28 protein-coding genes are annotated in these 25,789 nt (G+C 62.7%); 22 read left to right on the forward strand and 6 right to left on the reverse strand.

The features are described 5' to 3' along the window. The 6 genes from ACWHYV_RS16530 to secG all read left to right on the forward strand — a co-directional run bounded on the left by ACWHYV_RS16530 (nt 1) and on the right by secG (nt 5,401). A complete protein-coding gene (locus ACWHYV_RS16530; RefSeq protein WP_447977594.1) occupies nt 1-717 on the forward strand; it encodes a site-2 protease family protein in 717 nt (238 codons plus the stop codon). Between the two features lie 9 nt (nt 718-726). Further along, on the forward strand, nt 727-1,710 hold the full coding sequence (trpS, locus tag ACWHYV_RS16535) for a tryptophan--tRNA ligase (RefSeq protein ID WP_447977595.1): 984 nt from the start codon (nt 727-729) through the stop codon (nt 1,708-1,710). A gap of 250 nt (nt 1,711-1,960) precedes the next feature. Beyond that, the gene (gene gap, locus ACWHYV_RS16540; protein WP_447977596.1) at nt 1,961-2,965 is read left to right on the forward strand and encodes a type I glyceraldehyde-3-phosphate dehydrogenase; all 1,005 of its coding nucleotides are present in this window, start codon (nt 1,961-1,963) and stop codon (nt 2,963-2,965) included. A 75-nt stretch (nt 2,966-3,040) separates the two neighbouring features. After that, on the forward strand, nt 3,041-4,240 hold the full coding sequence (locus ACWHYV_RS16545; RefSeq protein WP_447977597.1) for a phosphoglycerate kinase: 1,200 nt from the start codon (nt 3,041-3,043) through the stop codon (nt 4,238-4,240). 30 nt (nt 4,241-4,270) lie between these two features. Beyond that, nucleotides 4,271-5,044 carry a triose-phosphate isomerase gene (gene tpiA, locus ACWHYV_RS16550; protein WP_447977598.1) on the forward strand — a complete coding sequence of 258 codons (774 nt, stop codon included), beginning with the start codon at nt 4,271-4,273 and terminating at the stop codon, nt 5,042-5,044. 6 nt (nt 5,045-5,050) lie between these two features. Continuing rightward, nucleotides 5,051-5,401 (forward strand): preprotein translocase subunit SecG, encoded by a 351-nt coding sequence (secG, locus tag ACWHYV_RS16555; protein ID WP_447977599.1) that lies wholly within the window; start codon nt 5,051-5,053, stop codon nt 5,399-5,401. Between the two features lie 41 nt (nt 5,402-5,442). Here the strand turns inward: secG and ilvE are convergent, their stop codons facing one another. Next, the gene (gene ilvE, locus ACWHYV_RS16560) at nt 5,443-6,330 is read right to left on the reverse strand and encodes a branched-chain-amino-acid transaminase (RefSeq protein ID WP_447980738.1); all 888 of its coding nucleotides are present in this window, start codon (nt 6,328-6,330) and stop codon (nt 5,443-5,445) included. Nucleotides 6,331-6,816: 486 nt separating this feature from the next. Between ilvE and ACWHYV_RS16565 the strand changes: the two genes are divergently transcribed. From ACWHYV_RS16565 to bioB, 9 genes are all read left to right on the forward strand, one after another. Next, entirely contained in the window at nt 6,817-7,584 is a 768-nt protein-coding gene (locus ACWHYV_RS16565; RefSeq protein ID WP_447977600.1) for an outer membrane protein, read from the forward strand. Between the two features lie 167 nt (nt 7,585-7,751). Then, nucleotides 7,752-8,069 (forward strand): 50S ribosomal protein L21, encoded by a 318-nt coding sequence (gene rplU, locus ACWHYV_RS16570; RefSeq protein ID WP_447977601.1) that lies wholly within the window; start codon nt 7,752-7,754, stop codon nt 8,067-8,069. Nucleotides 8,070-8,138: 69 nt separating this feature from the next. Then, on the forward strand, nt 8,139-8,393 hold the full coding sequence (gene rpmA / locus ACWHYV_RS16575; protein WP_447977602.1) for a 50S ribosomal protein L27: 255 nt from the start codon (nt 8,139-8,141) through the stop codon (nt 8,391-8,393). Nucleotides 8,394-8,462: 69 nt separating this feature from the next. Then, nucleotides 8,463-9,485 (forward strand): GTPase ObgE, encoded by a 1,023-nt coding sequence (obgE, locus tag ACWHYV_RS16580; RefSeq protein WP_447977603.1) that lies wholly within the window; start codon nt 8,463-8,465, stop codon nt 9,483-9,485. Then, on the forward strand, nt 9,467-10,588 hold the full coding sequence (proB, locus tag ACWHYV_RS16585) for a glutamate 5-kinase (protein WP_447977604.1): 1,122 nt from the start codon (nt 9,467-9,469) through the stop codon (nt 10,586-10,588). The genes obgE and proB overlap by 19 nt, the downstream gene beginning before the upstream one ends. A gap of 79 nt (nt 10,589-10,667) precedes the next feature. Then, entirely contained in the window at nt 10,668-11,330 is a 663-nt protein-coding gene (gene nadD, locus ACWHYV_RS16590) for a nicotinate-nucleotide adenylyltransferase (RefSeq protein WP_447977605.1), read from the forward strand. A 37-nt stretch (nt 11,331-11,367) separates the two neighbouring features. Further along, nucleotides 11,368-11,760 (forward strand): ribosome silencing factor, encoded by a 393-nt coding sequence (rsfS, locus tag ACWHYV_RS16595; protein ID WP_447977606.1) that lies wholly within the window; start codon nt 11,368-11,370, stop codon nt 11,758-11,760. Next, on the forward strand, nt 11,760-13,154 hold the full coding sequence (locus tag ACWHYV_RS16600; RefSeq protein WP_447977607.1) for a tetratricopeptide repeat protein: 1,395 nt from the start codon (nt 11,760-11,762) through the stop codon (nt 13,152-13,154). Before rsfS ends, ACWHYV_RS16600 begins: the two co-directional genes overlap by 1 nt. Nucleotides 13,155-13,202: 48 nt before the next feature. Then, the gene (gene bioB, locus ACWHYV_RS16605) at nt 13,203-14,243 is read left to right on the forward strand and encodes a biotin synthase BioB (protein ID WP_447977608.1); all 1,041 of its coding nucleotides are present in this window, start codon (nt 13,203-13,205) and stop codon (nt 14,241-14,243) included. 63 nt (nt 14,244-14,306) lie between these two features. Here bioB and ACWHYV_RS16610 read toward each other — a convergent pair whose 3' ends face one another. Then, nucleotides 14,307-16,958, reverse strand: a complete 2,652-nt coding sequence (locus tag ACWHYV_RS16610; protein WP_447977609.1) for an FtsX-like permease family protein — start codon at nt 16,956-16,958, stop codon at nt 14,307-14,309. 154 nt (nt 16,959-17,112) lie between these two features. Between ACWHYV_RS16610 and ACWHYV_RS16615 the strand changes: the two genes are divergently transcribed. Beyond that, nucleotides 17,113-17,391: a response regulator transcription factor gene (locus ACWHYV_RS16615; RefSeq protein WP_447977610.1), complete on the forward strand. Its 279-nt coding sequence runs from the start codon at nt 17,113-17,115 to the stop codon at nt 17,389-17,391. On the opposite strand, the gene ACWHYV_RS16620 is transcribed toward ACWHYV_RS16615, so the two are convergent. Further along, complete coding sequence (locus ACWHYV_RS16620) at nt 17,392-18,321, reverse strand: dihydroorotate oxidase (protein WP_447977611.1); 930 nt, start codon at nt 18,319-18,321, stop codon at nt 17,392-17,394. 118 nt (nt 18,322-18,439) lie between these two features. On the opposite strand from ACWHYV_RS16620, the gene ACWHYV_RS16625 reads away from it, so the two are divergent. The 6 genes from ACWHYV_RS16625 to ACWHYV_RS16650 all read left to right on the forward strand — a co-directional run bounded on the left by ACWHYV_RS16625 (nt 18,440) and on the right by ACWHYV_RS16650 (nt 22,288). Next, nucleotides 18,440-19,171: a phosphoribosyltransferase family protein gene (locus ACWHYV_RS16625; RefSeq protein WP_447977612.1), complete on the forward strand. Its 732-nt coding sequence runs from the start codon at nt 18,440-18,442 to the stop codon at nt 19,169-19,171. A 93-nt stretch (nt 19,172-19,264) separates the two neighbouring features. Further along, a complete protein-coding gene (locus ACWHYV_RS16630) occupies nt 19,265-19,609 on the forward strand; it encodes an FmdB family zinc ribbon protein (RefSeq protein ID WP_447977613.1) in 345 nt (114 codons plus the stop codon). 72 nt (nt 19,610-19,681) lie between these two features. Further along, a complete protein-coding gene (locus ACWHYV_RS16635) occupies nt 19,682-19,903 on the forward strand; it encodes a helix-turn-helix domain-containing protein (RefSeq protein WP_447977614.1) in 222 nt (73 codons plus the stop codon). A gap of 15 nt (nt 19,904-19,918) precedes the next feature. Beyond that, nucleotides 19,919-20,359 carry a division/cell wall cluster transcriptional repressor MraZ gene (locus tag ACWHYV_RS16640; protein ID WP_447977615.1) on the forward strand — a complete coding sequence of 147 codons (441 nt, stop codon included), beginning with the start codon at nt 19,919-19,921 and terminating at the stop codon, nt 20,357-20,359. 158 nt (nt 20,360-20,517) lie between these two features. Next, a complete protein-coding gene (locus ACWHYV_RS16645; RefSeq protein ID WP_447977616.1) occupies nt 20,518-20,955 on the forward strand; it encodes a RusA family crossover junction endodeoxyribonuclease in 438 nt (145 codons plus the stop codon). Between the two features lie 82 nt (nt 20,956-21,037). Beyond that, entirely contained in the window at nt 21,038-22,288 is a 1,251-nt protein-coding gene (locus ACWHYV_RS16650; protein ID WP_447977617.1) for a DUF3391 domain-containing protein, read from the forward strand. A 30-nt stretch (nt 22,289-22,318) separates the two neighbouring features. Here the strand turns inward: ACWHYV_RS16650 and ACWHYV_RS16655 are convergent, their stop codons facing one another. From ACWHYV_RS16655 to ACWHYV_RS16665, 3 genes are all read right to left on the reverse strand, one after another. Further along, the gene (locus ACWHYV_RS16655) at nt 22,319-23,554 is read right to left on the reverse strand and encodes an ABC transporter permease (RefSeq protein WP_447977618.1); all 1,236 of its coding nucleotides are present in this window, start codon (nt 23,552-23,554) and stop codon (nt 22,319-22,321) included. Further along, a complete protein-coding gene (locus ACWHYV_RS16660; protein WP_447977619.1) occupies nt 23,551-24,264 on the reverse strand; it encodes an ABC transporter ATP-binding protein in 714 nt (237 codons plus the stop codon). The genes ACWHYV_RS16655 and ACWHYV_RS16660 overlap by 4 nt, the downstream gene beginning before the upstream one ends. A gap of 111 nt (nt 24,265-24,375) precedes the next feature. Beyond that, nucleotides 24,376-25,620: an efflux RND transporter periplasmic adaptor subunit gene (locus ACWHYV_RS16665; RefSeq protein WP_447977620.1), complete on the reverse strand. Its 1,245-nt coding sequence runs from the start codon at nt 25,618-25,620 to the stop codon at nt 24,376-24,378. Between the last annotated feature and the right edge of the window lie 169 nt (nt 25,621-25,789).

Below are 25,789 nucleotides of genomic sequence, written 5' to 3' on the forward strand. Positions count from 1 at the left end.
ATGGATGGCTTGTCGCAAATCCTGTACACCGTGTCGTATCTCGCCCTGCCGCTGATGCTCGCCATCGTGGCCCACGAGTATGCGCATGGCTGGGTGGCCGACCGATTCGGAGACACGACGGCGCGGCTCCAGGGCCGGCTGACGATGAATCCCTTGGCGCACATCGATATCTTCGGCACGATCATCTTCCCGGCCTTGTGTCTGCTTGCCGGAGGATTTCTGCTCGCATGGGCCAAACCCGTCCCCATCAACAGCAGCCAACTTCGTCGCCCACGTCGCGACATGGCGATGGTGGCGGCGGCCGGGCCGGCCATGAATCTCATGATCGCGATTGCGAGCGCCCTCCTGTTTGCCGTGCTCTTCTACGTGGATCGGTCGTTGCCGGCGCAGATGAACGACGGCAATCCTGCGGGCTGGCAGGACGGGCTCGGCATGTTCCTGGTGCCGCTCGCCGTCATGGCGAAATACTCCGTGATGATCAATGTGGTGCTGATGGTCTTCAATCTCATCCCGATCCCGCCGCTCGACGGGGGCCGAATCCTGACCAGCCTGCTCCCCGCGCGATCGGCGATGGCCCTCATGCGGCTCGAACCCTACGGGATGCTGATCCTGGTGGGCCTCATCGTGTTCGACCCGCAACTGCACGTGATCCACGCCATCACCGGGACGCTGGTCGATGCGGTGGCCGGGACGATTTTCTCGACCGTCTTGGAGTAGAATCACGACATGCCGAAGCAGCGTGTGTTGAGCGGAATGCAGCCGAGCGGGCTTCTGCACCTGGGAAACCTGCTCGGGGCTCTGGAGAACTGGAAGGCCCTTCAGGACCAGTACGAATGCTTCTTCTTCGTGGCCGATTGGCACGCGCTGTCGACGAACTACGCCGATACCGCCCGGATTCGCGAGTTCACGCGTGAGATGGTCATCGATTGGCTGGCCGCCGGCATCGATCCCGAGCGCTCGACGGTGTTCGTCCAGTCGTCGAATCCCGACCACGCCGTCCTGCACCTGCTGCTCTCGATGATCACGCCGATCCCGTGGCTGGAGCGCAACCCCACCTATAAGGAAAAGCAGGAACAGATCGCGGACCGCGATCTTTCGACCTATGGCTTCCTGGGCTACCCTGTCCTGCAGGCCGCCGACATCCTGATCTATAAGGCAGATTTTGTGCCGGTCGGCAAGGACCAGCTCCCGCACTTGGAGTTGACGCGCGAGCTCGCCCGCCGCTTCAACAGCATCTATCGACCGCTCTTCCCGGAGCCCCAGGAGCTCCTGACGAGCTATCCGAAGGTCGTGGGTACGGACGGCCGGAAGATGAGCAAGAGTTACGGCAACACGATCAACCTGTCCGACTCCGAGCCGGTTGTCCGCCAAAAGCTCAAAACGATGGTCACCGACCCGGCGCGGGTGCGACGGACGGATCCCGGAAACCCTGACATCTGCCCGGTGTTTGATTTCCACAAGATCTATTCCCAACCGCCCGTGATCGAACGGATCAACCGGGAGTGCCGCACCGCCGAGATCGGCTGTATCGACTGTAAGAAACTGGTGGCCGATGCGATGGTGGCCGCGCTGTCTCCGATTTGGGACGCCAGGAAGGATTTCAGCAATGATCCCAAGCGCGTCGAGGAAATTCTCGACGCCGGCAGCCACCGCGCGAAGAAGGAAAGTCACCAGGTCTTGGAAGAAGTCAAAGAGGCCATGAAGATGTGACGACTATCTCCTTCGACATCCGGGACCACCCGACCGTACGGAGCGCATTCGGTCGCCATCGCCCGGACGGAACGAACCTCGACGGACCCATTTCGCCCTTTCGGCCCGCTTCTGAGTATCCAAAAGTCGTCTTGACAACCCCTCCTACCCTGAGTACGATGCCCTTCGTCTGCCGGTCGCAACTGTCGGCCGGCTTTTTTGTTTGTAGTGTAACGACTTCCGAGGTTCGTCGCGAAAGAGGAAGGCAACGATGGCTATTCGTATCGGCATCAACGGGTTCGGCCGCATCGGGCGAAACGTGTTGCGGGCTTCGCTCGGTGATCCGGACCTTCAGTTCGTGGCGGTCAACGACCTGACCGACGCCAAAACCCTCGCCCACCTTCTCAAGTACGACTCCGTCCACGGTCCCTTATCCGTCCCCGTCCAAGCCGGTGAGGACGAGATCGTCGTCGACGGCAAGCCGATCAAGATCCTGGCCAAGAAAGATCCGAAGGAATTGCCCTGGAAGGACCTCGGCGTCGATTTGGTCATCGAATCGACCGGACGGTTCACCGATCGTGAAGGGGCGAGCAAACATCTCTCCGCAGGCGCCAAGCGCGTCATCATCTCGGCGCCCGCCAAAGACCCGGACGTCACGATCGTCCTCGGCGTCAACGAAACCATGTACGATCCCGCGTCCCATCAAATCGTCTCGAATGCCTCCTGTACGACGAACTGCTTGGCCCCCGTCGCGAAAGTATTGATGGAGTCGGTTGGGATCAAGCATGGGATTATGACGACCATCCACTCCTATACGAACGACCAACAGCTCCTCGACCTCCCCCACAAGGATTTGCGGCGCGCGCGGGCGGCCGCGCTTTCGATGATTCCGACGTCGACGGGGGCCGCCAAGGCGATTCACCTGGTCCTCCCAGAGCTCAAGGGAAAGCTCGACGGCAGCGCGATCCGCGTCCCCACCCCGAACGTGTCGCTCGTCGATCTGACCGTGGAAACCGAACGGGACTGCGACATTGCGGCCGTCAATGCGGCCTTCCGCCGGGCCGCCGACGGCCCCTTGAAGGGCATCCTCAAATACTGTGAAGAGCCGATCGTCTCCTCCGATGAGAATGGTGACCCCCATTCGGCGGTGCTCGACTCGCTGCTGACCACCGTGCTGGATCGCCGGATGGTGAAGGTCATGGCCTGGTACGACAACGAGTGGGGATATTCATGCCGCGTGCGCGATCTCGCTAAGTACATCGCCGCGAAGTCTTGACGCTCTCACCCCGCGCCGATCGTCCGCTGCACCTTCTCGGACAGGGGCTCGGGTCCATGGTCGAGGAGGTCCCGCATGAACCTGAACAAGATGACGATCGACGCGATCAACCTGCACAATAAGCGTGTCATCATTCGGGTGGATTTCAACGTCCCGCTCGACGACGCGCACCAGATCACCGACGATACACGGATCCGGTCGGCCCTCCCCACGATCAACCACGCCGTCGATGAAGGCGCCAAAGTCATTCTCTGCTCCCATCTCGGACGTCCGAAGGGCAAGTTCGATCCCAATTTCAGTCTCGCGCCGGTTGCCAAGCGACTCCAGCGTCTCCTCGGCAAGGACGTGACGTTCGCGCCCGATTGCATCGGGCCGGTCGTCGAGACCCTGGTGGACAAGATGAAGCCCGGCGACGTGTTGCTGTTGGAGAATTTGCGCTTTCACCCGGGAGAGGAAAAAAACGACGAAGCCTTCTCGAAGGCCTTGGCCTCGCTCGCCGATGTCTATATCAACGACGCGTTCGGCACCGCCCATCGGTCCCACGCTTCGACGGTCGGCATCCCGAAATACGTGCCGGTGTCCGGCGCCGGCTACCTGATGAAGAAGGAGATCGAGTATCTGGAGGGCGCCGTCGCCAACCCCATGCGGCCGTTCGTCGCGATCCTCGGCGGCGGAAAGGTGTCGGGCAAGATCGGGGTCATCGAGAACCTGGGGAAGAAGGTGGACAAAGTCATCATCGGGGGCGGCATGGCCTTCACCTTCATCAAGGCCCTGGGCCTTGAAATCGGGAACTCGCTCGTGGAAGACCAAATGCTCGACTTCGCCAAGGGCGTCCAGGAACACGCCTTTTCTCGCGGAATCAAGTTTTACCTGCCAGTGGATTGTGTTGTGGCCGCCAGTCCGGAACCCGGTGCGGAGACCAAGATCGTCCCCGTCCAGGAAATTCCCAAGGGCTGGTACGGAATGGACATCGGGCCGGCCTCCGTCAAGCTGTTCAGTGAAGCCATTCAGAACGCCAAAACCATTCTTTGGAACGGGCCGATGGGCGTCTTTGAAAACGACGCCTATGCGCGAGGCACGATCTCGATCGCACACGCCGTCTCGAATGCGTATGCGTTGACGATCGTAGGCGGCGGCGATACGGCGCTGGCCGTACATCGCGCCGGAGAATCCGAGAACATGTCTTTCATCTCGACGGGGGGCGGAGCCACTCTCCAATTACTGGAAGGGAAGGAACTCCCCGGGCTGGCCGCGCTTCCCAACCGTCCGGCTTGACGGCCGTCCATATCCCGAGCAGGAGCCCCGGTGCGCCGCCCGCTCATCGTCGCGAATTGGAAGATGAACAAGACCTCGGCCGAAGCCGAGGGTTATATCCGGCGCCTCGCCTCCTTGATCCACCCGGATTCTATCGATCTGGTCCTGGCTCCGCCCTTCACCGCTTTGTCCACCGCCGCTGCCGCTGTGCCGAACAGCGGTTTTGAGCTGGCCGGGCAGGATGTCTTCTGGGAAGACAAGGGCGCGTATACCGGCGAAGTGTCTCCGGTGATGTTGAAGGAAATCGGCTGCGCCTATGTCCTCGTCGGGCATTCGGAGCGACGGCAGTGGTTCGGCGAGACGGACACCTGGGTGAACAAGAAGGTGGCGGCGGCGATCCGACACGGGCTCAAACCCATCCTCTGTCTCGGGGAACACTTGGCCGATCGAGAACAGGGCTTGACGGCCGCCGTCGTCAGCGGGCAACTCAAAAAGGGCCTCAGCGGTGTGACGACGGATGACCTGACCGCCATTGCGATCGCGTATGAACCGATCTGGGCGATCGGCACCGGCCGTGCTGCAACCCCGGACCAAGCCGAAGAGGTCCACCGTCTGCTCCGGGCACAGGTCTCGGTGCAGTGGGGCCAGGAGGCGGGCAACCGCATGAGAATTCTCTATGGTGGGAGCGTGACTCCGGACAACGCGGGTCGTTTTCTGGCGTCCCGTGAGATAGACGGGCTTTTGGTCGGAGGGGCTTGTCTCGATCCTGACTGCTTTGCTACAATCGCTCGCTCAGCCGAGCAGTTGGTGGTTCAACAAGGATAGGCCGGCATGTATACGCTCGCGGTCGTCATTCACGTCATCGTCTGCTTTCTCATGATCGCCTCGATCTTACTGCAAGCCGGAAAGGGTGCAGAGATAGGAGCGGCGTTCGGAGGGTCGAGTCAGACGGTCTTCGGCAGCCGCGGGCCCGGGACGTTCCTGAGTAAGGTCACGATCGCCGCGGCCGTCATCTTCATGATGACCTCGCTGGGGTTGGCCATCCTGTCGAAGGAGCGGACCTTCTCTTCGACGGTCATCGATCTCAACAAGAAAGAATCCGCTCCGGCCGCCCAGCCGGACGCGTCCAAGGAATCCACCCAACCGGCCGGGAACTCCGAGTCTACCCCCGCTCCTCGATAGGCATCCTTCCGACGGCAGCCTGGCGATCCACGGTGGGCCTGCTAAATGCGGGTGAGCCAGTCTGTATGGCGCGGATCCTCACCGCGTACGGCGGCGAAGAAGGCCTCCTGAAGCTGTTTGGTGATCGGCCCGGCGGCACCGGTCCCGATAGTCCTCCCGTCGATCTCACGGACCGGCGTCACCTCGGCCGCCGTCCCCGTCAGGAATACCTCATCAGCCACGTAGAGGTCGTCACGCGTGAACCGTTCCTCGACGACGGGCATCTTGCGCTCTCGGGCAAGTTGCATGACGCTGTCACGGGTAATCCCTTCGAGGATCGACGTCAGCGGCGTCGTCTTGATATGGCCGCGCCGCACCAAGAAGACATTCTCTCCCGTGCCTTCCGCCACATAGCCGTCAGGGTCCAACAAGAGCGCCTCGTCGTATCCCAACGCCTTCACCTCGCTTTTGGCCAGGATGGAATTGACGTACTGGCCGGACAGTTTCGCGCGCGTCATCGCCACGTTTACGTGGTGCCGTGTAAACGTGGAGATCTTGGCCTTGATGCCCTTGGTCAGCGCCTCTTCGCCTAAGTAGGTCCCCCAGCGCCAGGCGGCAATGGCCAGTCGAATGGGATTCTCCCCCGGATACAAGCCCATCACCCCATAGCCGATGTAGACGAGCGGGCGGATGTAGCAGGCGTCCAAGCGATTGACCCGGACCGTCTCGACGATGGCGTCGGCGACCTGCTTCTCATCGTACGGAATGCGAAGCATGCTGATATGCGCCGATTCGAAGAGGCGCTCGACGTGCTCACGAAGGCGGAAAATGGCCGACCCTTGGCGTCCGCTGTAGCACCGAATCCCTTCGAAGGCCGCGAGCCCATAGTGGAGGGAATGGGTCAAGACATGGACGTTCGCCTCAGCCCAGTCCACAAAGGTGCCATCCATCCAGATTTTTTGACTCGGTTCCAAATCACGCTCCTGTCGCGGTGATAAGTGAACCGACTATAGCAGCGGCTCGAAAAGGCCGTCAAGCCGCGCGCCGGTGACGGCCACGCTGACGGCTTGTCATTAAGCAAAATCCGGCGACGGAAAAGTTGATACCAAAAGACTACAAAGAGGCTCCTTCGCGACTCGTCCTCGCGTTCCAATCACGCGTCCCCGCTGGCAAACCCTCCGAGCCCGACGCGCGCTTTCCGCAACGGCCGACGACGGCTTTCTTGTCACCTCTGTCGCCACTGAAAGCGCATCACACGGGAGCCTATCACTTTTCAACTAGTATCGCTTGAAAATGGATTCTGGCACGCCCCCTGCTGCAGCTTCGTGAATCTACCCTAGGAGAAATGTGTGCCCTCATGACCCTGCGCAGACAACGCTTCGATTCTTCTCTCCTGTTCCTGAAATCGAGGCGCTCCAACCAAGAAGGAGTTGGCTATGCGGAAGCTTGATGGTTCCTTCAGGCCGGCAATACATCGCACAACAGTCAATGGAGGCGGTACAGCTCTAGCGGCGGCTTTTCTGACTGCGTTCCTTTCCGGCCTGATACTGATTCCCAACAGTGAAGCCGGGTGGGATTTTTCGGTTTCTGGCTTTGGCGGATACTCTTCTCCGTACAAAACGGACTTCCACTCCAAAGGCCCGCTGACAGACGTCACTGCGCTTGATATCTCTCTCGACAATTCGGCTGTATATGGAGGCAAGGTGACCGCTTGGACGACCGCAATGCGCCGAGGTCTCTGGGGCCTGGATATCGGAGCCGAAATCGACGTCACGCGCTTTTCGCCGAACATAAAGGAGCAGACAGCCGAGGCGCGGGGCTTCCTGCTCGGAGGCGTGCTTCCGCCTCGTGCCGTCGCAGCGACCGATATTTCAGCGACGATCATAGGCATTAACCTTCTAGCTCGAAAGCCCTTCGGTGTCTCGCGAAACTTCCCCATGGGACGCTGGTATCCTTACCTCGGCATTGGTGGCGGCGTGCAAATTGCTCACGCCACAGGAGCCAGATTGGATGACACCGATACCTCGCCTGTCATCCAAGTACCGGCAGGCGTAAAGCTCTTCATAACACGCCGCATCGGAGTATTTGCGGAGTATAAATACACACGAGCGACTCACACGTTTATGGATCAGAGCGGATTTTCTCGAGAGCTCACGATAGCGAGCAATAATTTCATCGGGGGCATTGCTTTTCACTTCAATTGAGCCGCAATTGAGCCGCGAGATTCAGGAAGGAGATGATCGCTCACTTCAGCCGTCTGCTACAAATGTCCGAGCACATTTCGCGAACGCCGTCCGCTCGGCGAGTCCCCTCAGCTTGACTCTGGCTCGAGCCTCATGTTAAAAAGCTCAGCTTCTCAGGGGGGATCATCATGTACGCGATCGTCGAGACCGGTGGCAAACAGTACCGGGTGCAGCCCGGCGGCATTGTTCGAGTCGAGAAACTGCCGGGTGAGGTGGGCAGCACCCTGGAAATCACCCGGGTGCGCCTTGTACAGGACGCCAACAACGGACTGCTCATCGGTCGGCCGTGGGTCGAGCGCGCGCGTGTGACAGCGGAGATCTTGAAGCAGGGTCGGACCCGCTCGATGCGGGTGTTCAAGAAGAAGCGCCGCAAGAACTACCGGCGCACCAAGGGACATCGACAGGACTTCACCGATGTCCGTATCACCGACATCCTCACAAGCTAGTCAGCATGGTAGGCTGCGTGCTCGATCTCACCCGGAACATGGCTAAGCGGTCACAGAGAGGGTCTATCGATGGCAACGAATAAAGGCGGCGGGTCGAGCCGCAACGGTCGAGACAGCAATCCACAGTATCGTGGCATCAAGGCGTACGGCGGTGAACGGGTCCGGGCCGGCAGCATTCTCGTCCGGCAACGTGGGACGCAATTTCATCCGGGGTTCAACGTCGGTCAAGGGCGCGACTACACGCTGTTCGCGCTGATCAACGGCGTCGTCACGTACGAAGGCCGCCCTGACCGTCGCAAGGTCAGCGTGTATCCAGCGTCCTGATCCTCTCTCGGTCTTCCTCTCAATTCGCCTCCTCAGAGCAACCCCCGTAGCCTGCGGGAGTGACGCCCTATGTTCGTCGATCAGGTTCGCATTTTCGTGAAGGCCGGGGCAGGCGGCGACGGGGCATGCAGCTTCCGCCGGGAAAAATATGTGCCGCGCGGCGGCCCCGACGGCGGCGACGGCGGGCACGGCGGCAACATCATCGTCGCCGCCTCCCGGCAACTCACGACCCTGCTCGATCTCCGCTATCAGCAACACTACACCGCGAAGTCGGGAGGACGAGGCGAAGGATCCAACCGGCATGGAAAGACGGCCCCTGATGTCGTGATCAAGGTGCCGGTGGGGACGATCGTCTACGACGATGAGACCGGCCAGCAGCTCACCGATCTCACCCAGGACGGACAATCCCACGTGGTCGCACTCGGCGGGCGAGGGGGGCGCGGGAATTCCCACTTCGCCACGTCAACGAATCGAGTTCCGACGCATTTCGAACACGGCACCCCCGGTGAAGAACGGTGGCTCCGTCTCGAGCTCAAACTGCTCGCCGACGTCGGCCTCGTCGGCTTCCCGAATGCCGGCAAGTCGACCTTTGTCGCCGCCGTGTCCGCTGCCCGCCCGAAAATCGCCGACTACCCCTTTACCACCCTGACGCCCAACCTCGGCGTCGTCTCCTGGGACGACGACCGCAGCTTCGTCATAGCCGACATCCCCGGGTTGATCGAAGGTGCACACGAAGGCAAAGGGTTGGGATTTCAGTTCCTCCGTCACATCGAACGCACGTTGTTTCTGTTGCACCTGATCGATATCTCCGAATGGGCCGGCGAGGATCCGATCATGAGTTTTGAGGTGATGCGGAAAGAGCTGGAAGCGTATAATGCCGCCCTGGTTCGAAAGCCGTTTGCGGTGGTCGGCACGAAGGTCGATATTAAAGGGGACGGGACCCGGTTGGCAGCCCTCCGTGCGTACTGCCGCGGGCGGCAGATCCGGTTCTTTCCTGTTTCGGCGGTGACCCGGGAAGGCCTCACCGGGCTCATTCAATTCGTCGGCAAGCAGATCGACACGATGAGGATGCGGTGCGAGACGAGCTCCTGACGCAGGCGAAGCGAATCGTGGTGAAGATCGGGAGCAGCCTGCTCGCATCCCGGGAATCGGGGCTGCAGCTCGACCGGATCGAGCAGCTCGCCGCTGATCTCGCCGGCCTTCGCCTGGCCGGCCGCGAAGTCGTGCTGGTGAGCTCCGGCGCCATCCTCTCCGGGATGAGCAAGCTCGGAGTGGCGACGTACCCCAAAAGTCTGCCGCTGAAGCAGGCGGCGGCGGCGGTCGGGCAAAGCCGCCTGATGTGGGCCTATGAGAAGGCGTTCGAGCGATTGGGCCTGAAGGTCGCCCAGATCCTCCTGACCCATCAGGACCTCGCCGATCGGCGGCGTTTCTTGAATGCCCGGCACACGCTCACCGCGCTGTTGGACTTCGGCGTGATCCCCATCGTGAACGAGAACGACACGGTTTCGGTCGAAGAAATCCGGTTCGGGGACAACGATACCTTGGCGGGTCAAGTCGCGCATTTGGTCGATGCCGACCTCCTCATCATCCTCTCGGATGTGGACGGCGTGTTCACGGAGGACCCGCGCAAGCACCCGGGTGCCCGGTTGATCCCGCTGATCGCGGAAGTGAACGCCGACATCGAGCGACGGGCGGGAGGGGCGAGCAGGGGGACCGGCGGGATGGCGACCAAGATTCAAGCGGCAAAGAAGGTGGCGGCCTACGGCGTGGCGACACTGATCATGAACGGAGAGACGCCCGGGCTGTTGCCGGGGATCTTCGAAGGACGTGAGGCGGGAACGCTGATCCTCCCCGGCGGGCGCCGGTTGCCGAGCCGCAAACATTGGATCGCGCATACCCTGCGACCCAAAGGCCAGTTGACCCTGGACGAGGGGGCCGTGGAGGCGCTGACTACGCGCGGCAAGAGCCTGCTCCCCTCCGGGATCGTCGCCGTCACCGGTGACTTCGACCCCGGCGACGCGGTCACGTGCCTGGACCCAAACGGCAAGGAGTTCGCCAAGGGCCTGGTCAACTTCTCGTCGTCCCGTCTGATGCAGATCAAGGGTCTCAAGACGGCCGACATCAAGAAACTCCTCGGTGACCAAGAGTACGACGAGGCGATTCATCGCGACAATCTGGTGTTGCTTTCGGCATAGCCCGCAGGGAACGATCGAACGCAACATCGCCCCCGGTCGGCTTCTCGATCACTGATCACTCACATTCGGCACGGACGCTATGCGGATCGGTCTGTTCGGCGGCACGTTCAATCCCATCCATCGCTGTCATCTCGAAGCGGCCGGAGAGACGAGAAACCGATTACGGCTCGATCGAGTCCTCTTCATTCCCACCGGAGACCCGCCGCACAAGCCGACCGCCTCGCTGGTCCCTGCCAGCCATCGGTTGCAGATGGTCAAGCTCGCGATCGCCGGTCAGCCGGCCTTCGGCGTCTCGGAAGTCGAGATCCGGCGGCCCTCCAAGTCTTATTCGATCGACACGATCCATGAGCTCCAGAAAGAGCTCGGTCCCGACGCCGAGCTGTTCTTCATCATCGGGCTCGATGCGTTTCTCGATCTGCCGACCTGGAAGCAAGCACCGGACCTCCTTCGCGCGTGCCACTTCGTGGTGCTGTCCCGCCCCGGCGCACAGTTCGCCTCGCTCTTGAAGATGTCGTTACTGCCCGCGATCGACCGCGCCCCGCTGATCGCCCTGGACACGCAACGGGCGCTTCAAGTGGACGTGTCGTTGCCGTCGGGAACCCGTCTGATTCTTCTGTGGATCCCACCGTGCCCGGTCTCGGCCTCCGAGATCCGATCCCACCTGGCGCGCGGCAGGGCGATCTCAAACCTGTTGCCGGCCCCTGTTGAATCCTATATAATGCAGCACAATCTCTATCGGTAGGAGGAGGCCAATCGTTTCGGAGTCGAAGGCGAAGGCCTTGGCCATTGCTCAGGCGTCGCTGGATAAAAAGGCCGACGACGTCCTCGTCCTCCACGTCGCACCCCTCACCTCGATCGCCGATTATCTGGTTTTGTGCTCCGCGGATTCCGACCGCCAAGTGCGGGCCGTCGCGGACCATGTCGAGAAGATGCTTTCCGACCATAAGATCAGGCCGCTGAGCGTGGAAGGCCTCTCGACGTCGCAGTGGGTCGTGCTGGATTACGCCGATGTGGTGGTGCACGTCTTCAGGACCGACGTCCGTCAGCACTACGCCTTGGAAAAGCTCTGGAGCGACGCCAAATCCCTTCGCATCCCCTCGGAGCGCGTGGCCCTGATCACGCCCCCCGCTGTCAGAAAGAGAGCAGCACGCCGCGCTAGCAAAGGTCGCTGATGCTTCGGCTGCTGTTCACGCTGTTCCTCATCGTCGTCGCCACCCTCGTCTACGGCTATTTCCGTGAGTTGAACCCCGGGACCATCACCATTCGTTTGAGCCCAACGGCGGTCTTCGATCTCAGCCCGGTCTCGCTCATCCTCATCTCGATGGCGATCGGGGCGCTGATCGTCATCCTGATGGTCGGCGTGCGGGAGACGCGCCATCTCATCCTGACGTGGCAGAGCAGCCGGCACCTGCGCCGCAAAGAGAAAGTCGACAGCCTCCATCGAGAAGCCGTGCAAGCCTTCGTGTCGAAACGGACCGCCGAGGCCATCGGACTCTTCCAGAAGGCTCTGGCGCTCGATCCCAATCACATCGACTCGCTGCTCTGGCTCGGGAACGTCTATCGCGCCGAGCAGAACTTTTCCGAAGCCATCCGGCTCCACCGGAAGGCGCGCACGATCGACGAAAGCCACCTGGAGGTGCTCTTTGCGCTGGCGAAGGACCTGGAAGGCGCCAAGCGGTTCGAAGAGGCGCTGCAAACCTTGCGGGAAATCCTGCGGCTGGACCCGGCCAACCTGACCGCGTTGATTCGAAAGCGCGAGCTCTATATGCGGCTGGAGCAATGGTCCGATGCGCTGGAGATTCAACACCGGCTCATGAAATCGCACCTGCCCGAGCCGGACCAGCGGGCGGAGGCGTCCGTGCTCGTCGGGATTACCTATGAAGTGGGACGCCAACTGCTCGAGCGCGGCCATCCGGAAAAGGCCCGTCGGTACTTTCGCGGCGCGATCAAGCGGGACAAAACCTTCCTGCCGGCCTACATCGGCTTGGGGGAGATCCTCATCCACGAGGGCAAAACCAAGAACGCCGCCGAGATCCTGGAAAAGGTCTACGCGAAGACGGGCAACATCATCCTGCTGCACCGGCTCGAAGAGCTGTACCTGGAGCTGGGGGAGCCGTCGGAGATCATCCGCGTCTACCAAGAGGCCATCCAGCGGCAACCCGGCGATCCGACCCTGAAGTTTTATCTGGGGAAGCTCTATTACCGGCTCGAAATGGTCGATGAGGCCTTCGACCTCCTGTCGACGCTCGAAGCGCCACAGGACCAGATGTCCGATTTCCACAAGATCATGGCCAATCTCTATCTGAGGAAGCATCGGATGGAGGAGGCGGTGGACGAACTGAAAAAGGCGCTGGGCTTTCGAAAACGCGTCGTCGTGCCGTACGTGTGCACGCAGTGCCGCCAGGAAACGGCCGAATGGTCTGGCCGTTGCCACGGGTGCGGCGCGTGGAACACCTATGTGGCGCTGCCGTGGGTCGACGCGAGCGCGGCCCGCGACGCCGGCGGGATGGTTGCAGCTCGCTCGGTTCCGTACCAGGGCCTCGCGTCGCCGTTTGAAACCGTCTGAGCCCCGAGCGGAACCGTACACCATCTGACGAACGGGAGTGACAGCGATATGAACGAGTTTCAGAGTCTTGCCGATAAGGCGCTTCGCGATGAGCTTCTCTCGCGGAGCGAGTGCCGCACCGTGCTGGAGGCGCCGGAGGAGCGACTCCTGGATCTGCTCCATGCCGCGTTCCGCGTCCGCGAACGGTACTTCGGCCGAAAAGTCCGCTTGCAGATGTTGATGAACGCCAAAAGCGGAGCGTGCCAGGAGGACTGCCACTACTGTTCCCAGTCGGCCATTTCCACCGCCGACATTCCTCAGTACGGGCTCCTGCCAAAGGCGCAGATGGTGGAAGGCGCACGACGTGCGGCGTCGGCGAAGGCGCAGCGGTACTGTATCGTGATCAGCGGCCGCAGTCCGCTCGACCGCGAGGTGGCCGAGATCGCCGAGGCCGTGCGGGTGATCAAGCAGGAGATTCCGATTCAGATCTGCTGCTCCTTGGGCCTGTTGGACGAGGGCCAAGCCAAACGATTGAAGGCGGCCGGCGTCGACCGCATCAACCATAACCTCAACACCAGCGAAGCCTACCACGACTCGATTTGCACGACGCACACCTTCCATGACCGTCTGGCGACGATTCGGCACGCCCGCTCCGCGGGGCTCGAAATCTGCTCGGGAGGGGTCATCGGCATGGGAGAAGGCAACGATGATGTGATCAATTTGGCGCTCGCGCTACGGGAGGTCAAGCCGGATTCGATTCCCGTGAACATGCTTCATCCGGTCGCGGGCACTCCCCTCCAACACCGCCAAGACCTGACGCCCCAGCGTTGCTTGAAGGTCCTCTGTCTGTTCCGGTTCCTGCATCCTCGGACGGAAATCCGCGTGGCGGGGGGGCGCGAATTCAATCTTCGGTCACTCCAACCGCTCGCGCTCTACGCGGCCGATTCCCTCTTCGTCGGCGGTTACCTCACCACCCCGGGCCAACCGGCTCCTGATGCCTGGCGCATGATCGAGGACCTTGGCTTCGAGGTCGTGGTCGACAATGGCTCGAGCGATCCGGACGAGGCCGCCGCCGTTCCCTCGCCGCTGCCCGTCCTGAAGGTCGAATAACCGCCAACTGCCTGGATTTCTCTACGTCATCGAGCCTCCTCGTCACAGACGCGACCGGGCCGATTACTCGTAACGGAGCCCCTCGGCGATGCTCTGGCGAGAGGCCCAGCGTGCCGGGATATACCCGGCCACGATGGCCGCGGCCAGCCCCAGCATCACGGCCTGCGCGAGAATCGAGAATTGCATGGAGAATTGGATCGTCCAGCCGAACGACTGTTTGTTGATGACGGTGATCAACAGGAAGGCCAGGGCGAGCCCGCCGACGAGGCCGAGCAGCGCTCCTAAGAGCCCGAGATACCCGGATTCCCAGAGCATCACCTGCCGAATATAGGCGGAGGTCGTCCCCATGGCGCGAAGCAAGGCGAATTCGCGGCGGCGCTGCAAGACCGACATGACGAGCGTATTGGCAATCCCGAGCAGGGCGATGACGATCGCGATCAACTCCAGAGCATAGGTGACGGCAAAGGTGCGATCGAAGATCGACATGATCTCGTGTCGGAGCTCGCGATTGCTCAAGACGACGAGCTGGAGGCCGCGCTCGTCTTCCCCGCTCCAGCCCACGATGTGCTCCTCGATGCGTCGGCGGACGGAGGCGAGGTCGGCGGACGGTTCGAGGTAGACCGGGGCGACGGTGAACGCCCGGTCCATCCAGACGCGCTGGTACAGGCTGCGGTCCATGACGATCTTTCCCCCGTCGGTCGCATAGTCGTAAAAGATGCCGAAAATCGGAAAGCCGCGGTCACCGGCAGGCGTCGCGAGCGTCACGGACCCGCCTGCGTGCAGCCCGAGCCGTTGCCCCAACACTTCGGAGATGATCACCCCGTCTTGCGCGACCGTCCGTTGGAGAATGTCCTCGGCGCGGCCGTTCGTGAAGAGATAGCGGCTTCGTTCCGCGTGGAGGGGCAAATCCCTTGAGACGAGCGACACCGGCCGGTCCCCAACTTGGACGCTCACGTCCCGATAGGTATCGACCGCCGCGACGCCGGGGACGGACGCGAGGACCTCGGCGAGCTCGGCCGGAAGGCGCTTGGCCAGTTGCCCCGATTCATGGGCATGCAGCCACGTGGCGGGAGCGACGATCAGGTCCGCCATCACGGTCTGATCGATCCACACTTGCACGGTGTCGCGAAAGCTTCCCACCATGGTTCCGACACCGACCATGATCGCCATCCCGACCATCATGGCTGAGATCGTCACGGCGTTTCGTCCGACCGCACGCCCGATTTGATCGGCCGCCAGGCGGGCGAGAAAGACCGCTCGCCTGGCGCCCCCGAAGCCGTTGCCGCTGCCGATTGCGAGCAGGAATCGGCTGAATCCATGGAGGCAGAGGGGGATCAGGCACGCGAGCCCCAGCAACAGCGCCAACGCCGCGGCGTAGCCGAAGAGCGGGATCCCATCGATCGGACCCGGCAGCGAGCATGCCCAGGCGGCGAAGAGCAGCACGAGGCCGACGGCCGCCAGCGGCCTGGCACGCCATCGTTGCACGACTTCATAATCGCCTGGGACGAGCGCGCGGGCGGGAGCGGTCCGGGCGGCGTCCAGGCTCGGCATCAACCCGCCGAGCACAGAGACGAAGACACCAAGCAGGGCGCCTTCCCACCAAACCCATCCCGGGGCATCGAGGACGAAGCCGAGCAACGACCGGTCGGCCTGGACCGCGTCGACGCTCACGTAGAGATCGGAAATCGTCCGGCCGAGCCGCGAGACGAGCGATCGGGCCAAAACAAGGCCGGCTACGCTCCCCGTGAGCCCGCCAGCCAAACCCAGCACCGCCGCCTCACCGACAAAGAGAAGCCCTACGCGGCGCCGTGAGAACCCCATGGCCGAAAGCATGCCGATTTCGCGGCGGCGCTGCACGACGGCGAAGGCCACGGTATTGTAGACGAGAAATAGACCGACGAGCAGGCTGACCGAGCTCAGAACCGTCAAGTTCAGTTGAAACGCCTGCACCATCCGCTCGACCTGCTCGGTGCGCGTCGACGGTCGCATGACGACCACGCCGGAGGGCAGCCGGGCTTGAAGGTCCGCACGAACCGACTCCACGGAGCGCCCCGCTCTCGTCACCACGTCGATGCGGTCCACACGTCCCACCAGGTCGAACAGCCATTGGGCCGCCGCGATATCCATGACCGCGAGCCTCTCCCAAGCCGAAGACCGCCCGGTGTCGGCTCCAACGATTCCCGCGATCGTGAGGCGATAGCGCCGGGCGCCCGCCACGATGTCGACTTCGGCCCCCGAATGGAGTCCCCAATCGGCGGCCAGTCGAGCGCCGATGAACACAGCCGTCGGGTCCAGCAGCGTGTTCAGACCAAGCGGACGATCACCGTCGCCGGCGAATCGGAGACGCTTCACGTCGGAGGCGTCGAGGAGATCGAGCGCGAGGATGGTCAAGACGCGGTGACTGGGCCGCACCGATTCACTGAGCACGCTTCCGCTCACCTGGAGCACCGGAGTCGCCGTCATCACGTCCGGATGCTGCCTCACGATCCGGATCAGCGCCTCGTCGAGCCCCAGCTCTCCTCCGGCGATCTGCAAGGTCGCTCGCCCCGCGACCGTCTCGACGGATTGCTCGAAGACGCGCAGCACCTCGACGTTCGCCGTACGCACGGCGACCGCGACTGCGACGCCGAGAGCGATGCCGACCACCGTGAGGGCGGTCCGGCCCGGCCGTGCGGAGGCGTGCCGCCGAATCAGCTCGAAATAGACGGGCCTCATAGTCAGCAGTGTTGAAGCGTGGTGTCAGCCGCGACCGAGCCGCACACGGCATCCTACTTACAACGCAATATTCAGGACGGAATGTTGCCGGTGGAGGTGTTTACAGGAAGCAGCGCGGTTTGTTAGACTGTAGCCGATGCCACGCTCACGGACGATGTCCAGATCCAGCGGAACGTCGAAAATGGACAAGGGAAGCCTCGCTCCGAGAGGCAACTCGACCCATACGCTGACGCCTCGACAAAAGGAAATTCTTCGGCTCGTGGCCCAGGGCCTGACCAACCGGGAAATCGCCGGGCACTTGGATATCAGCGTGCGCACGGTGGAGGTGCATCGCTTCAACTTGATGCGGCGGCTGCGCGTGCGCAATGTCGCACAACTTCTCCGCCAAGCGCTTCTCATGCGGCTCTTGCCGAAGAACTTCTCGACGAAGTAATCACAGCTCCTTCAGCTTTCCCCGACACGCTTCCACCGATCCATACCCCTTTTCACCGAGCATCGCGGACAGTTCCCGTTCGATCCGATCGAAGGCCCGGAGCCCTTCCTCCATCAAGACCGTGCCCACTTGCACCGCCGAGGCCCCGCACAGGAAATGCTCGAAGACGTCGGTTCCCGTCATCACCCCGCCCACTCCGATGATCGGCAGACGGCCGGCGAACAGTTTCCAGAATGCGCGCACGTTCGCCAAGGCGACGGGCTTGATGAGGGCGCCGCCCAAGCCGCCGAACCCGCCCTTCGGCTTGATCACGACCGTTTCCTTGTCCGGATCGACGATCAGACCGTTGCCCACCGAATTGATCAGCGACAAGAATTGCAGGTCCACCCGCTCGAGGACGCGCGCCATCGCGTCATGGTGGGCGGGGTCGAAGTAGGGCGGGAGCTTCACGCCCAGCGGGACGGACACGACCTCGCGGACGCGCTGGAGCAATCGCTCCGATGCCTCCAAGTCATAGCCGATCTGCGGTTTCCCCGGAATGTTCGGACAGGAGAGGTTGACCTCGACGAGATCAGGCCCGCTCTCGTTGATCGCGCGAGCGATGGTCACGAAATCCGCTTCGCACAACCCCGCCACGCTGGCGATCACCGGCTTTCCGTATCGCTTCAACTCGGGGATCAACTTGGCATAGGCGGCGTACCCCAGGTTGGGCAGGCCCATGGAATTGATCGAGCCGAGCGGAAAGCTGTGGTAGCGGGGCTCCGGATTGCCGGATCGCGCCTCCACCGTCATCGACTTCGTCACGATGGCGCCGGCTCGAGATGCCCCCAGCTCGTGAAGCTCCGTCTCGGTGACGCACCGGGCGCCGGCGGCGTTCATGATGCAGGACGGGAACCGAACGCCGGCGATGCTCGTGGAGAGGATGGACATGACGCACCGTATACCATACGGGCCCGCAGCGTCACAAGCAAGCCGCGAGTTTCCTCCTTGACAGCGGAGGTAGGGTCCCGTACATAGGCAGCATTCCTTTCTCTCGTCCCGAGGCGGCATGGATTGGATCGCGCTCATCCGTCGCGTGGGATATACAATTCTTCCCGGTGCATGCCGCCGCTGCGGTCGTTCGCTCGGGGACGATCCGGTCCCATTTTTTTGCCGCTCGTGTTGGGTCGGGGTCCAACGGATCACGCACCCGTGCTGCCCGTGCTGCGGTCGGCCGTTCGCCTCGCCGGAAGCCCTACGCCACAGCCCGACCCACCGCTGCCGTTCGTGCCGCGAGCGGCGCCCTTCTTACAGTCGCGCCTGGTCGGTGTGCCCGTACGCGCCGCCGCTACAGGATGCGATCGGCCTCTTCAAATATCACCGCAAGGTATCGCTGGCGGCGGCGCTCGGCGATCTCCTGTGTGAAGGGCTGGCGGAACTCGCGTCCCCCGATGCGATCATCCCGGTCCCGCTCCACGAACGCCGCTTGCGCGAGCGCGAATACAACCAGGCCTTGCTCCTCGCCGATTACATCGCCCGACGCCTCCGGGTGCCCGTCTCGTACGACAACCTCATCAGAACGCGTGAAACCGCGGCGCAAACGGAGCTGAGCCGGGCCGAGCGACTGAAAAACCTCCGCAGGGCCTTTACCGTCGAGCGGCCGGATGAAGTCGCCGGCAAGCGGCTCCTGGTCGTCGATGACGTGTTTACGACGGGCACGACGGCGAATGAATGTGCCAAAGCGTTACGGAAGGCCGGGTCGGCCGAGGTCGAGGTCGTCACGCTGGCTCGGACGGTATAGGGAGGGAGCGATGAGCCGATGAGGCCGAAAGTGGCCGGTTGTGCGACCCGGATCCTGGCTGCTGAAACCGATCGTTCCTCTGGGAGGAGAGCCATGCCGATCTACGAATACCGATGTACGGAGTGTCGAAAGCGATCCAGCATCCTCGTCCTGAGCCTGGCGAGCCAGCCGGCCCCGACCTGCCAACACTGCGGCAGTGCCAAGGTCCAACGATTGATGTCGCGATTTGCCGCCCCGAAATCCGAAGAGGCGAGGTTGGAGTCCCTGGCGGATCCGAGCCATTTCGGGGATCTCGATGAGAACGATCCGCAAAGCATGGCTCGCTTCATGAAAAAGATGGGCAAGGAGCTTGGGGAAGACTTGGGCGAGGATTTCGACGAGGCCCTCGGCGAGGCGCAGGGAGAGATGGCTGAATCGGATGCCACTGACATGGACTGACAGGGATTGTCATAACAAAATATTGACATTTCCTTCGCCTTTGCTACGATAAGGGCCTCGTGGAGCCTTCTCTTGCGCAAAGCACCCAGCCGATCGATGCCGAGAGCGACCGACGAACTGTTGACCGCTGCCGAAACCTGCCGCTACCTCAAAGTGACCTCGCGCACGCTCTATCGGTATATCCAGGAACGCCGGATGCCGGCCTTCAAACTCGGAAAGGAATGGCGGTTCGTGCGTTCGGACCTCGATCGGTGGCTGAGGCAGGGCGCGGTCTCACGAGGCAGACGGAAATGAGCCGGAGGGCCCGCCATGTTTGCAGGTGAATATCTCTGCAGGGTGGATGAAAAGGGACGCTTCCTCGTTCCTTCGCCGATACGGGAACGGTTGGAGCAGGAGGGCAACAGCGTCGTCTTCCTCAAGGGGACCGAGCAGTCCCTCTGGATGTACTCGGCGGCGGAATGGGAAAAGGTGCTGGAGCGAAGCAAGTCGAAGCTGGACGAGGATCAGAGCCGCTTGTTCATGCATTTCGTCGTGTCGGAAGTCGGCACCTCGGATGTGGACAAGACGGGACGCGTCCTGATTCCCGGCCGCCTGCGAAAGCACGTGCCGATGGATGACGACCTCGAGATCGTCTTGGTCGGCCTGTACCACCGGGTCGAAGTCTGGAATCCTGCCGAGTGGCGACGGTATCTCAGCCGGACCGAAGACAAGTACGAGCAGAACCTGAACAAAATTCTCAACCTTCTCTGATCCGAGTGCGCCGCTCCCCTCGTAAACGTCACACGCCGATTTCGCTCCGCCTCGTTTCCTACCGTGCCGCCGAATCGTCTCCGCCCTCCGGGATGTCCGTCCCGTTTCAGCCGGCTGACGCTCCGCGCCGTCGCGCTCGCACCAAGGTCCCGGCACCGATGCTTCTGGTCCCCGGCTCGACCCGGCCCGCGATCGTGACGGACTCCAGCTTGACCATGCACCTGCCCCTTCCGCCCAGCATCAACCATCAGTATGCGACGGTAAACGGACGGCGTGTCCTCTCGGCCGCCGGTCGCCGGTACAAGCTGGAAGTCGCTCGGCAACTGATGGTGGCCCTCTCGCAGTCGCCGGCTCGTGACGCCCTCTTGGCCACTTTCCGGTCCAAGTACCTGGCCCTTTCTCTACGCTGCCGCTTCGGCGCCCCCCTTCGCCGTGATCTGGACGGCGGGCTGAAGATCACTCAGGACGCGGTGTGTGAAGCGCTCGGTTTGAACGACAATCGGGTGTTCGAAGTCCACCTCTACAAGGATTTCAGCTCGACGTCCCCGTCCATGGAGCTGACGCTCAGCACGGCGCTCGCCGCCGAGCACGCCTGATCCACATCCGCGCCTCCCGGGCCGTCTCAAGATCTTTCTCCGATCGACCGATACACAGACAACCCCTGTCCCGATCCGAGCTATGACCCTGAAACGGATTTCAGTCGAGCAGGTCTGCCTCGGCATGTACATCGCCGCGCTGGATCGGCCCTGGTACCGAACACCATTCTGGCGGCATCGCTTTCTCCTACGCTCGGAGCGGCAGATCCAGAAGCTCAGGCGAAGCCGGGTCCGTGAAGTCACGATCGACCTCTCCAAGGGGCGCGACATCGAATCCTCTCCCGCACCGGCCACGTCTGCCGAGACACGGCGCCCGTCCCGCTCCCTCGTGCCTCGCCTGCCCGTAGCACCGCAGATGCCCTCGTTGCTCGACGAATTGACCGTGGCTCGAAGCGCACATCACCGGCTCACCGAGTCGGTTCGGGCGGTCTTCAGTCACCTCGAGGCCTCGGGGATCGTCGATCGTGAGCAGATCCAGGAAGCGGCCCGCGAGCTCGTCATCGTCACCCGCAGTTTGAATGCGTCCGCGTTGCTGATGGCCGTCAGCCGCCCGTCGGCGGTCGAGCCGTCCTTGAGCGACCATGCATTGACGGTGTCCAGTCTTGCCATGGTGCTCGGACACGGCCTCGGATACGACTTCATGAGCCTGCACCTCTTGGCGACTGGGGCGCTCTTGCACGACGTCGGGCTCTTGCAACTACCCCCGCTCCTTCGCTCGAGCGGCGCCGACGTGCCGGACAGGGACCGCGCGACCTTTGAGAGCCACCCGCGGCTGGGGGCGCTCGCACTCGAAACCCACGGCGATTTTCCCCCATCGGTCATCCGCATGGTCTCGGAACACCATGTGACACCGGACGGGCACGGCTATCCCAAGGAGTATTCGTGGGAGGCGACATCCGAAGCCGGCCGCGTGATCTCGGTCGTCGATCGGTACGATGAGCTGGTAAAGGGCGGAGGGCAGACGACCTCCTTCCCGCATCTGGTCCTGACCCGGCTGTGCCGAGACGCGCGCGCCAACCGGCTCGATCCACGTCTGGTCGCGCTGTTCATCACATGCGTCGGTCTCTACCCCGTCTCGACGCTGGTCGAGCTGAATACCGGAGAACGGGGCATCGTATCGGGTTTGTCGTCGAGCAATCTCGTCCGTCCGATCGTGACCCTGCTCCAAGATGCCTATGGAATCCGTTACACGCGGCCGATCCGCATCGATTTGGCTTCAGATGGCGATCGGACGATTGCACGCGTATTGGACCCGGAGAGCGAGGGGGTCGAACTCGAGGCGTTCGCCGGCAACGGCGGAGCATCGCCCCACGGCCTTCTGCCCGCGTCGTGACCGGTACGGAGCCGATGGAATCGAAGACGGCTACTCGCGCCGAAGGGCTTCGATGGGATTGAGGCGGGCGGCCTTGTTTGCCGGGTAGAGGCCGAAGAACAGGCCGACGGCGAGCGAAAAGGCGAAGGCGACCAGGATGGAATTGGGGGTAATGATCGTCGGCCAGCCGGCCAACGCCGTCGTGGTGCGGGCGCCGAGGACGCCGAACGCGATCCCCACGATCCCACCGACCAGGCCGAGCGTCATCGCTTCGATCAGGAACTGCATCAGAATATGACGGCGCTTGGCGCCGACGGCCATCCGGACCCCGATCTCCCGGGTCCGTTCCGTCACCGACACCAGCAGGATATTCATGATCCCGATCCCTCCGACCAGGAGCGAAATCGAGGCGATCGCAAACATCATCACCGTCAATGTCTCGCTGGCCCCCTCCTGCACCTTGCCGATGTCGACCTGGGTCCGAATCGTGAAATCGTCGGGTTGGTGCGGTTGGAGCCGGTGACGCATCCGCAGCATCTCGCGGATCTGCTCGGCCGCCTCCGGGAGATCCTCCGGACTGTTGGCAGACGCAAAGATCGCGCCGACCGTTCCCAAGAACTGAGTGCCCAACACCTTCCGCTCCGCCGTCGTAAAGGGGATGAAGACGACGTCGTCCTGGTCTGAGCCCTGTGCCGATTGCCCCTTCGGCGCCAGCACGCCCACGACGCGGAACGGAACGTTCTTGATGCGGATCGTCGAGCCCACCGGCTCCTCGCCCCGGTCGTACAGATTCTCTACGACCGTCTGGCCGATCACGGCGACGCGGGCCGCCGTGTCGAGGTCCGTCTGCGTAAGAGGCCCACCGACAGTGAACGCCCAATCTCGGATCGTCAAATAGCTCGGTGAGATGCCGTTGACCGGCCCGTTCCAGTTCCGATTGCCGTTGATGATCTGCATGACATCCCGCTTGGCCCAGCCCGTATCGGTGAGGAGCGGGATCCGCTTCTTCAGCTCCACGGCATCGCTGACCGTCAACGTCACCGCGCCCCCCTGACCGCCCCGCACCCCGCCGACGGTCGTCGCCCCCGGGAAGACGATGATGAGATTCGTCCCCATGCTGGCGACCTGGGCACGGACCGCCTCCTTCGCCCCTTGGCCGATGCTCACCATCGCGATGACCGCCCCGACCCCGATGATGATGCCGAGCATGGTGAGGCCGGCGCGCAGTCGGTTACGGCCGAGCACGCGAAAGGCCGTGAGCATCGTCATCGAAATGAACGTGATCATGCCGGGCCTACCCGAGCCGGAGATCCCGTGCGGCGGTCCGAAATCAATTGCCCGTCCTTGACGAGCAACTCGCGCGAGGCATAGGCCGCGATGTCCGCTTCATGGGTGACGACGAGGACCGTCAGCCCTTCATGCCGATTCAGGTCCGTCAAGACGTCCATGATCTCTCGGCTCGATTCGGTGTCGAGGTTGCCGGTCGGCTCATCCGCGAGCAGGAGCGCCGGGGTGGCCACGAGGGCCCGGGCGATGGCGACCCGCTGCTGCTGGCCGCCCGAGAGCTGAGAAGGACCATGCAGTTCGCGTCCGGCCAGCCCGACTCGCCGCAGCGCCTCCGCGGCCCGTACCCGCTGCTCGCGGAGCGGGAGACCGCGATAGAGGAGCGGAAGTTGGACGTTCTCCAAGGCACTGGTCCGGGGAATCAGATTGAAGTTCTGAAACACGAAGCCCACCTGACGATTCCGGATCTCGGCGAGCTCATCCTGGCTGGCCGTCGCGACCTCGCGTCCGTCGAGCCAGTACCGCCCTTTCGTCGGCGTATCGAGACAGCCGAGGATATTCATGAGCGTGGACTTCCCCGAGCCCGACGAGCCCATGATCGCCACGAACTCGCCTCGGTCGATCGTCAGCGTGACGCCGCGGAGCGCCTGCACCTCCACCGACCCAACACGGTAGATCTTCCACAGGTCTTGGCAGGCAATCAGAGGAGGCATGGACCGCCGCTCAGGTGACGATTCGGTCTGGAGGCTGTGGTCGGACGAAGGTGGTCACGAGACGACTTCAGATCTTGGGCGTTCCCTCGATCTCCGCCTCATGTGCGGAGCTTAGAGACCTCGGTCACGGCGCCGTTGCCCGGACCCGGCGCCGAAACCGGGAGGGAGATTGTCCGGCTTGCGGCTTCCCCGAGGCATCTCGATTCCCGTAATTACCGGATCGGATTCATGCAGGGCGTCCGTCACGATCTCTGTCCAACTCCCATCGGAGATGCCCACCTGGACGGGGATCGGCTCCGGGTCACCGGAGCTCCCCAGTCTCCAGACGCGTTTCTGGTCGTCGCCGTGCGCCCTCCCCGTGGCAGGCAGCACCGGACTCGTGCCGGTAGCCTCCCCCCGCTCCGATCTGGGAGTAAAACGCAGGGCGGCATTGGGCACCTTCAGCGCGTCATCCTTTTGCGCCACGATGATCGTGACGTTGGCCGTCATGCCGGGCTTCAGTCGGAGGTCGCTGTTGTCGACGCCGATGACAACGTCGTAGGTGACGACGTTCTGTACGTTGATCGGTGCATTGCGAACTTGCTTGACCTTGCCTCGGAACTCGACCCCTGGATACGCATCGACCGTGAACACCGCTTCCTTGCCGGCCGTCATGCCGCCGATGTCCGACTCGCTGACGTTCGCGTCCACTTGCATCTGCGTCAGGTCTTCGGCGATCAAGAAGAGGGTCGGGATCGAGAAGCTGGCCGAAAGCCGCTGCCCCACCTCCACTTGCCTGGAGATCACCGTGCCGTCGACCGGCGAGCGGATGACCGTGTACGTAAGATCGAGCTCGGCCGCCTCCAAGGCCGCCTCGCTCTGCTTCACCGCCGCCTCGGCCACCGCCAACTGTGCGATCGCCCCCTCGTGCGCGGTCAGCGCCGTGTCGACCTCCGCCTGAGAGACGAACTGTTGCTTCACCAGCGATTGCACCCGATCCAGCTCACGTTTGCGTTGCGCCAAATCCACCTTGGCTTTGATCAGCGCCGCCTTGGCATTCGCCAGGTTGGCGGCCGCCTGATCTCGTCTCGCCCGGTACGGAAAGGGGTCGATCCGCGCCACCACCTGCCCCTTCTTGACCAATGAGTTGAAGTCGGCGTGGAGGCTTTCGATCATCCCCGAGACCTGGCTGCCGACCTGGACGGTGGTGACGGGGTTGATCGTGCCGGTGGCGGTGACCGTGGAGACGATCGGGCCGCGTTCGATCGGAACGGTCCGATACCGAATCGGCGGCTTCCGTTCGCCGCTGAAAAATACGTACCCTCCGATGGCAAGGGCCACGGCCAGCACGCTGGCAATCCATATGAACTTACGCATTCGAACGAGGGTCCTGTCGGCTGCCGCCAAACGACATTCTACGAGGTTTGGAAGGAGTCCAGCAAGGTCGCGTCGGAACGAGGCGGGAGGACGAGGGCCTGCGCCGGGATGAGGGCAGGATGAGGAGAAGGGACGAACGTCGCCTTCAGCCGTGGCGGCTTGAGACGGA

The organism is Candidatus Nitrospira bockiana, assembly GCF_965152565.1.

What these genes read in the sequence shown, in the direction of transcription:
- ACWHYV_RS16620 (WP_447977611.1), bottom strand. Translation starts at nt 18,321, where the DNA reads ATGTCCATCCTCTCCACGAGCATCGCCGGCGTTCGGTTCCCGTCCTGC.
- ACWHYV_RS16655 (WP_447977618.1), bottom strand. Translation starts at nt 23,554, where the DNA reads ATGATCACGTTCATTTCGATGACGATGCTCACGGCCTTTCGCGTGCTC.
- ACWHYV_RS16545 (WP_447977597.1), top strand. Translation starts at nt 3,041, where the DNA reads ATGAACCTGAACAAGATGACGATCGACGCGATCAACCTGCACAATAAG.
- nadD (WP_447977605.1), top strand. Translation starts at nt 10,668, where the DNA reads ATGCGGATCGGTCTGTTCGGCGGCACGTTCAATCCCATCCATCGCTGT.
- ilvE (WP_447980738.1), bottom strand. Translation starts at nt 6,330, where the DNA reads ATGGATGGCACCTTTGTGGACTGGGCTGAGGCGAACGTCCATGTCTTG.
- ACWHYV_RS16630 (WP_447977613.1), top strand. Translation starts at nt 19,265, where the DNA reads ATGCCGATCTACGAATACCGATGTACGGAGTGTCGAAAGCGATCCAGC.
- ACWHYV_RS16665 (WP_447977620.1), bottom strand. Translation starts at nt 25,620, where the DNA reads ATGCGTAAGTTCATATGGATTGCCAGCGTGCTGGCCGTGGCCCTTGCC.
- ACWHYV_RS16610 (WP_447977609.1), bottom strand. Translation starts at nt 16,958, where the DNA reads ATGAGGCCCGTCTATTTCGAGCTGATTCGGCGGCACGCCTCCGCACGG.
- ACWHYV_RS16615 (WP_447977610.1), top strand. Translation starts at nt 17,113, where the DNA reads ATGTCCAGATCCAGCGGAACGTCGAAAATGGACAAGGGAAGCCTCGCT.
- bioB (WP_447977608.1), top strand. Translation starts at nt 13,203, where the DNA reads ATGAACGAGTTTCAGAGTCTTGCCGATAAGGCGCTTCGCGATGAGCTT.
- rpmA (WP_447977602.1), top strand. Translation starts at nt 8,139, where the DNA reads ATGGCAACGAATAAAGGCGGCGGGTCGAGCCGCAACGGTCGAGACAGC.
- obgE (WP_447977603.1), top strand. Translation starts at nt 8,463, where the DNA reads ATGTTCGTCGATCAGGTTCGCATTTTCGTGAAGGCCGGGGCAGGCGGC.
- trpS (WP_447977595.1), top strand. Translation starts at nt 727, where the DNA reads ATGCCGAAGCAGCGTGTGTTGAGCGGAATGCAGCCGAGCGGGCTTCTG.
- secG (WP_447977599.1), top strand. Translation starts at nt 5,051, where the DNA reads ATGTATACGCTCGCGGTCGTCATTCACGTCATCGTCTGCTTTCTCATG.
- ACWHYV_RS16600 (WP_447977607.1), top strand. Translation starts at nt 11,760, where the DNA reads ATGCTTCGGCTGCTGTTCACGCTGTTCCTCATCGTCGTCGCCACCCTC.
- ACWHYV_RS16650 (WP_447977617.1), top strand. Translation starts at nt 21,038, where the DNA reads ATGACCCTGAAACGGATTTCAGTCGAGCAGGTCTGCCTCGGCATGTAC.
- ACWHYV_RS16565 (WP_447977600.1), top strand. Translation starts at nt 6,817, where the DNA reads ATGCGGAAGCTTGATGGTTCCTTCAGGCCGGCAATACATCGCACAACA.
- gap (WP_447977596.1), top strand. Translation starts at nt 1,961, where the DNA reads ATGGCTATTCGTATCGGCATCAACGGGTTCGGCCGCATCGGGCGAAAC.
- ACWHYV_RS16625 (WP_447977612.1), top strand. Translation starts at nt 18,440, where the DNA reads ATGGATTGGATCGCGCTCATCCGTCGCGTGGGATATACAATTCTTCCC.
- rplU (WP_447977601.1), top strand. Translation starts at nt 7,752, where the DNA reads ATGTACGCGATCGTCGAGACCGGTGGCAAACAGTACCGGGTGCAGCCC.
- ACWHYV_RS16645 (WP_447977616.1), top strand. Translation starts at nt 20,518, where the DNA reads ATGCTTCTGGTCCCCGGCTCGACCCGGCCCGCGATCGTGACGGACTCC.
- ACWHYV_RS16660 (WP_447977619.1), bottom strand. Translation starts at nt 24,264, where the DNA reads ATGCCTCCTCTGATTGCCTGCCAAGACCTGTGGAAGATCTACCGTGTT.
- ACWHYV_RS16530 (WP_447977594.1), top strand. Translation starts at nt 1, where the DNA reads ATGGATGGCTTGTCGCAAATCCTGTACACCGTGTCGTATCTCGCCCTG.
- ACWHYV_RS16640 (WP_447977615.1), top strand. Translation starts at nt 19,919, where the DNA reads ATGTTTGCAGGTGAATATCTCTGCAGGGTGGATGAAAAGGGACGCTTC.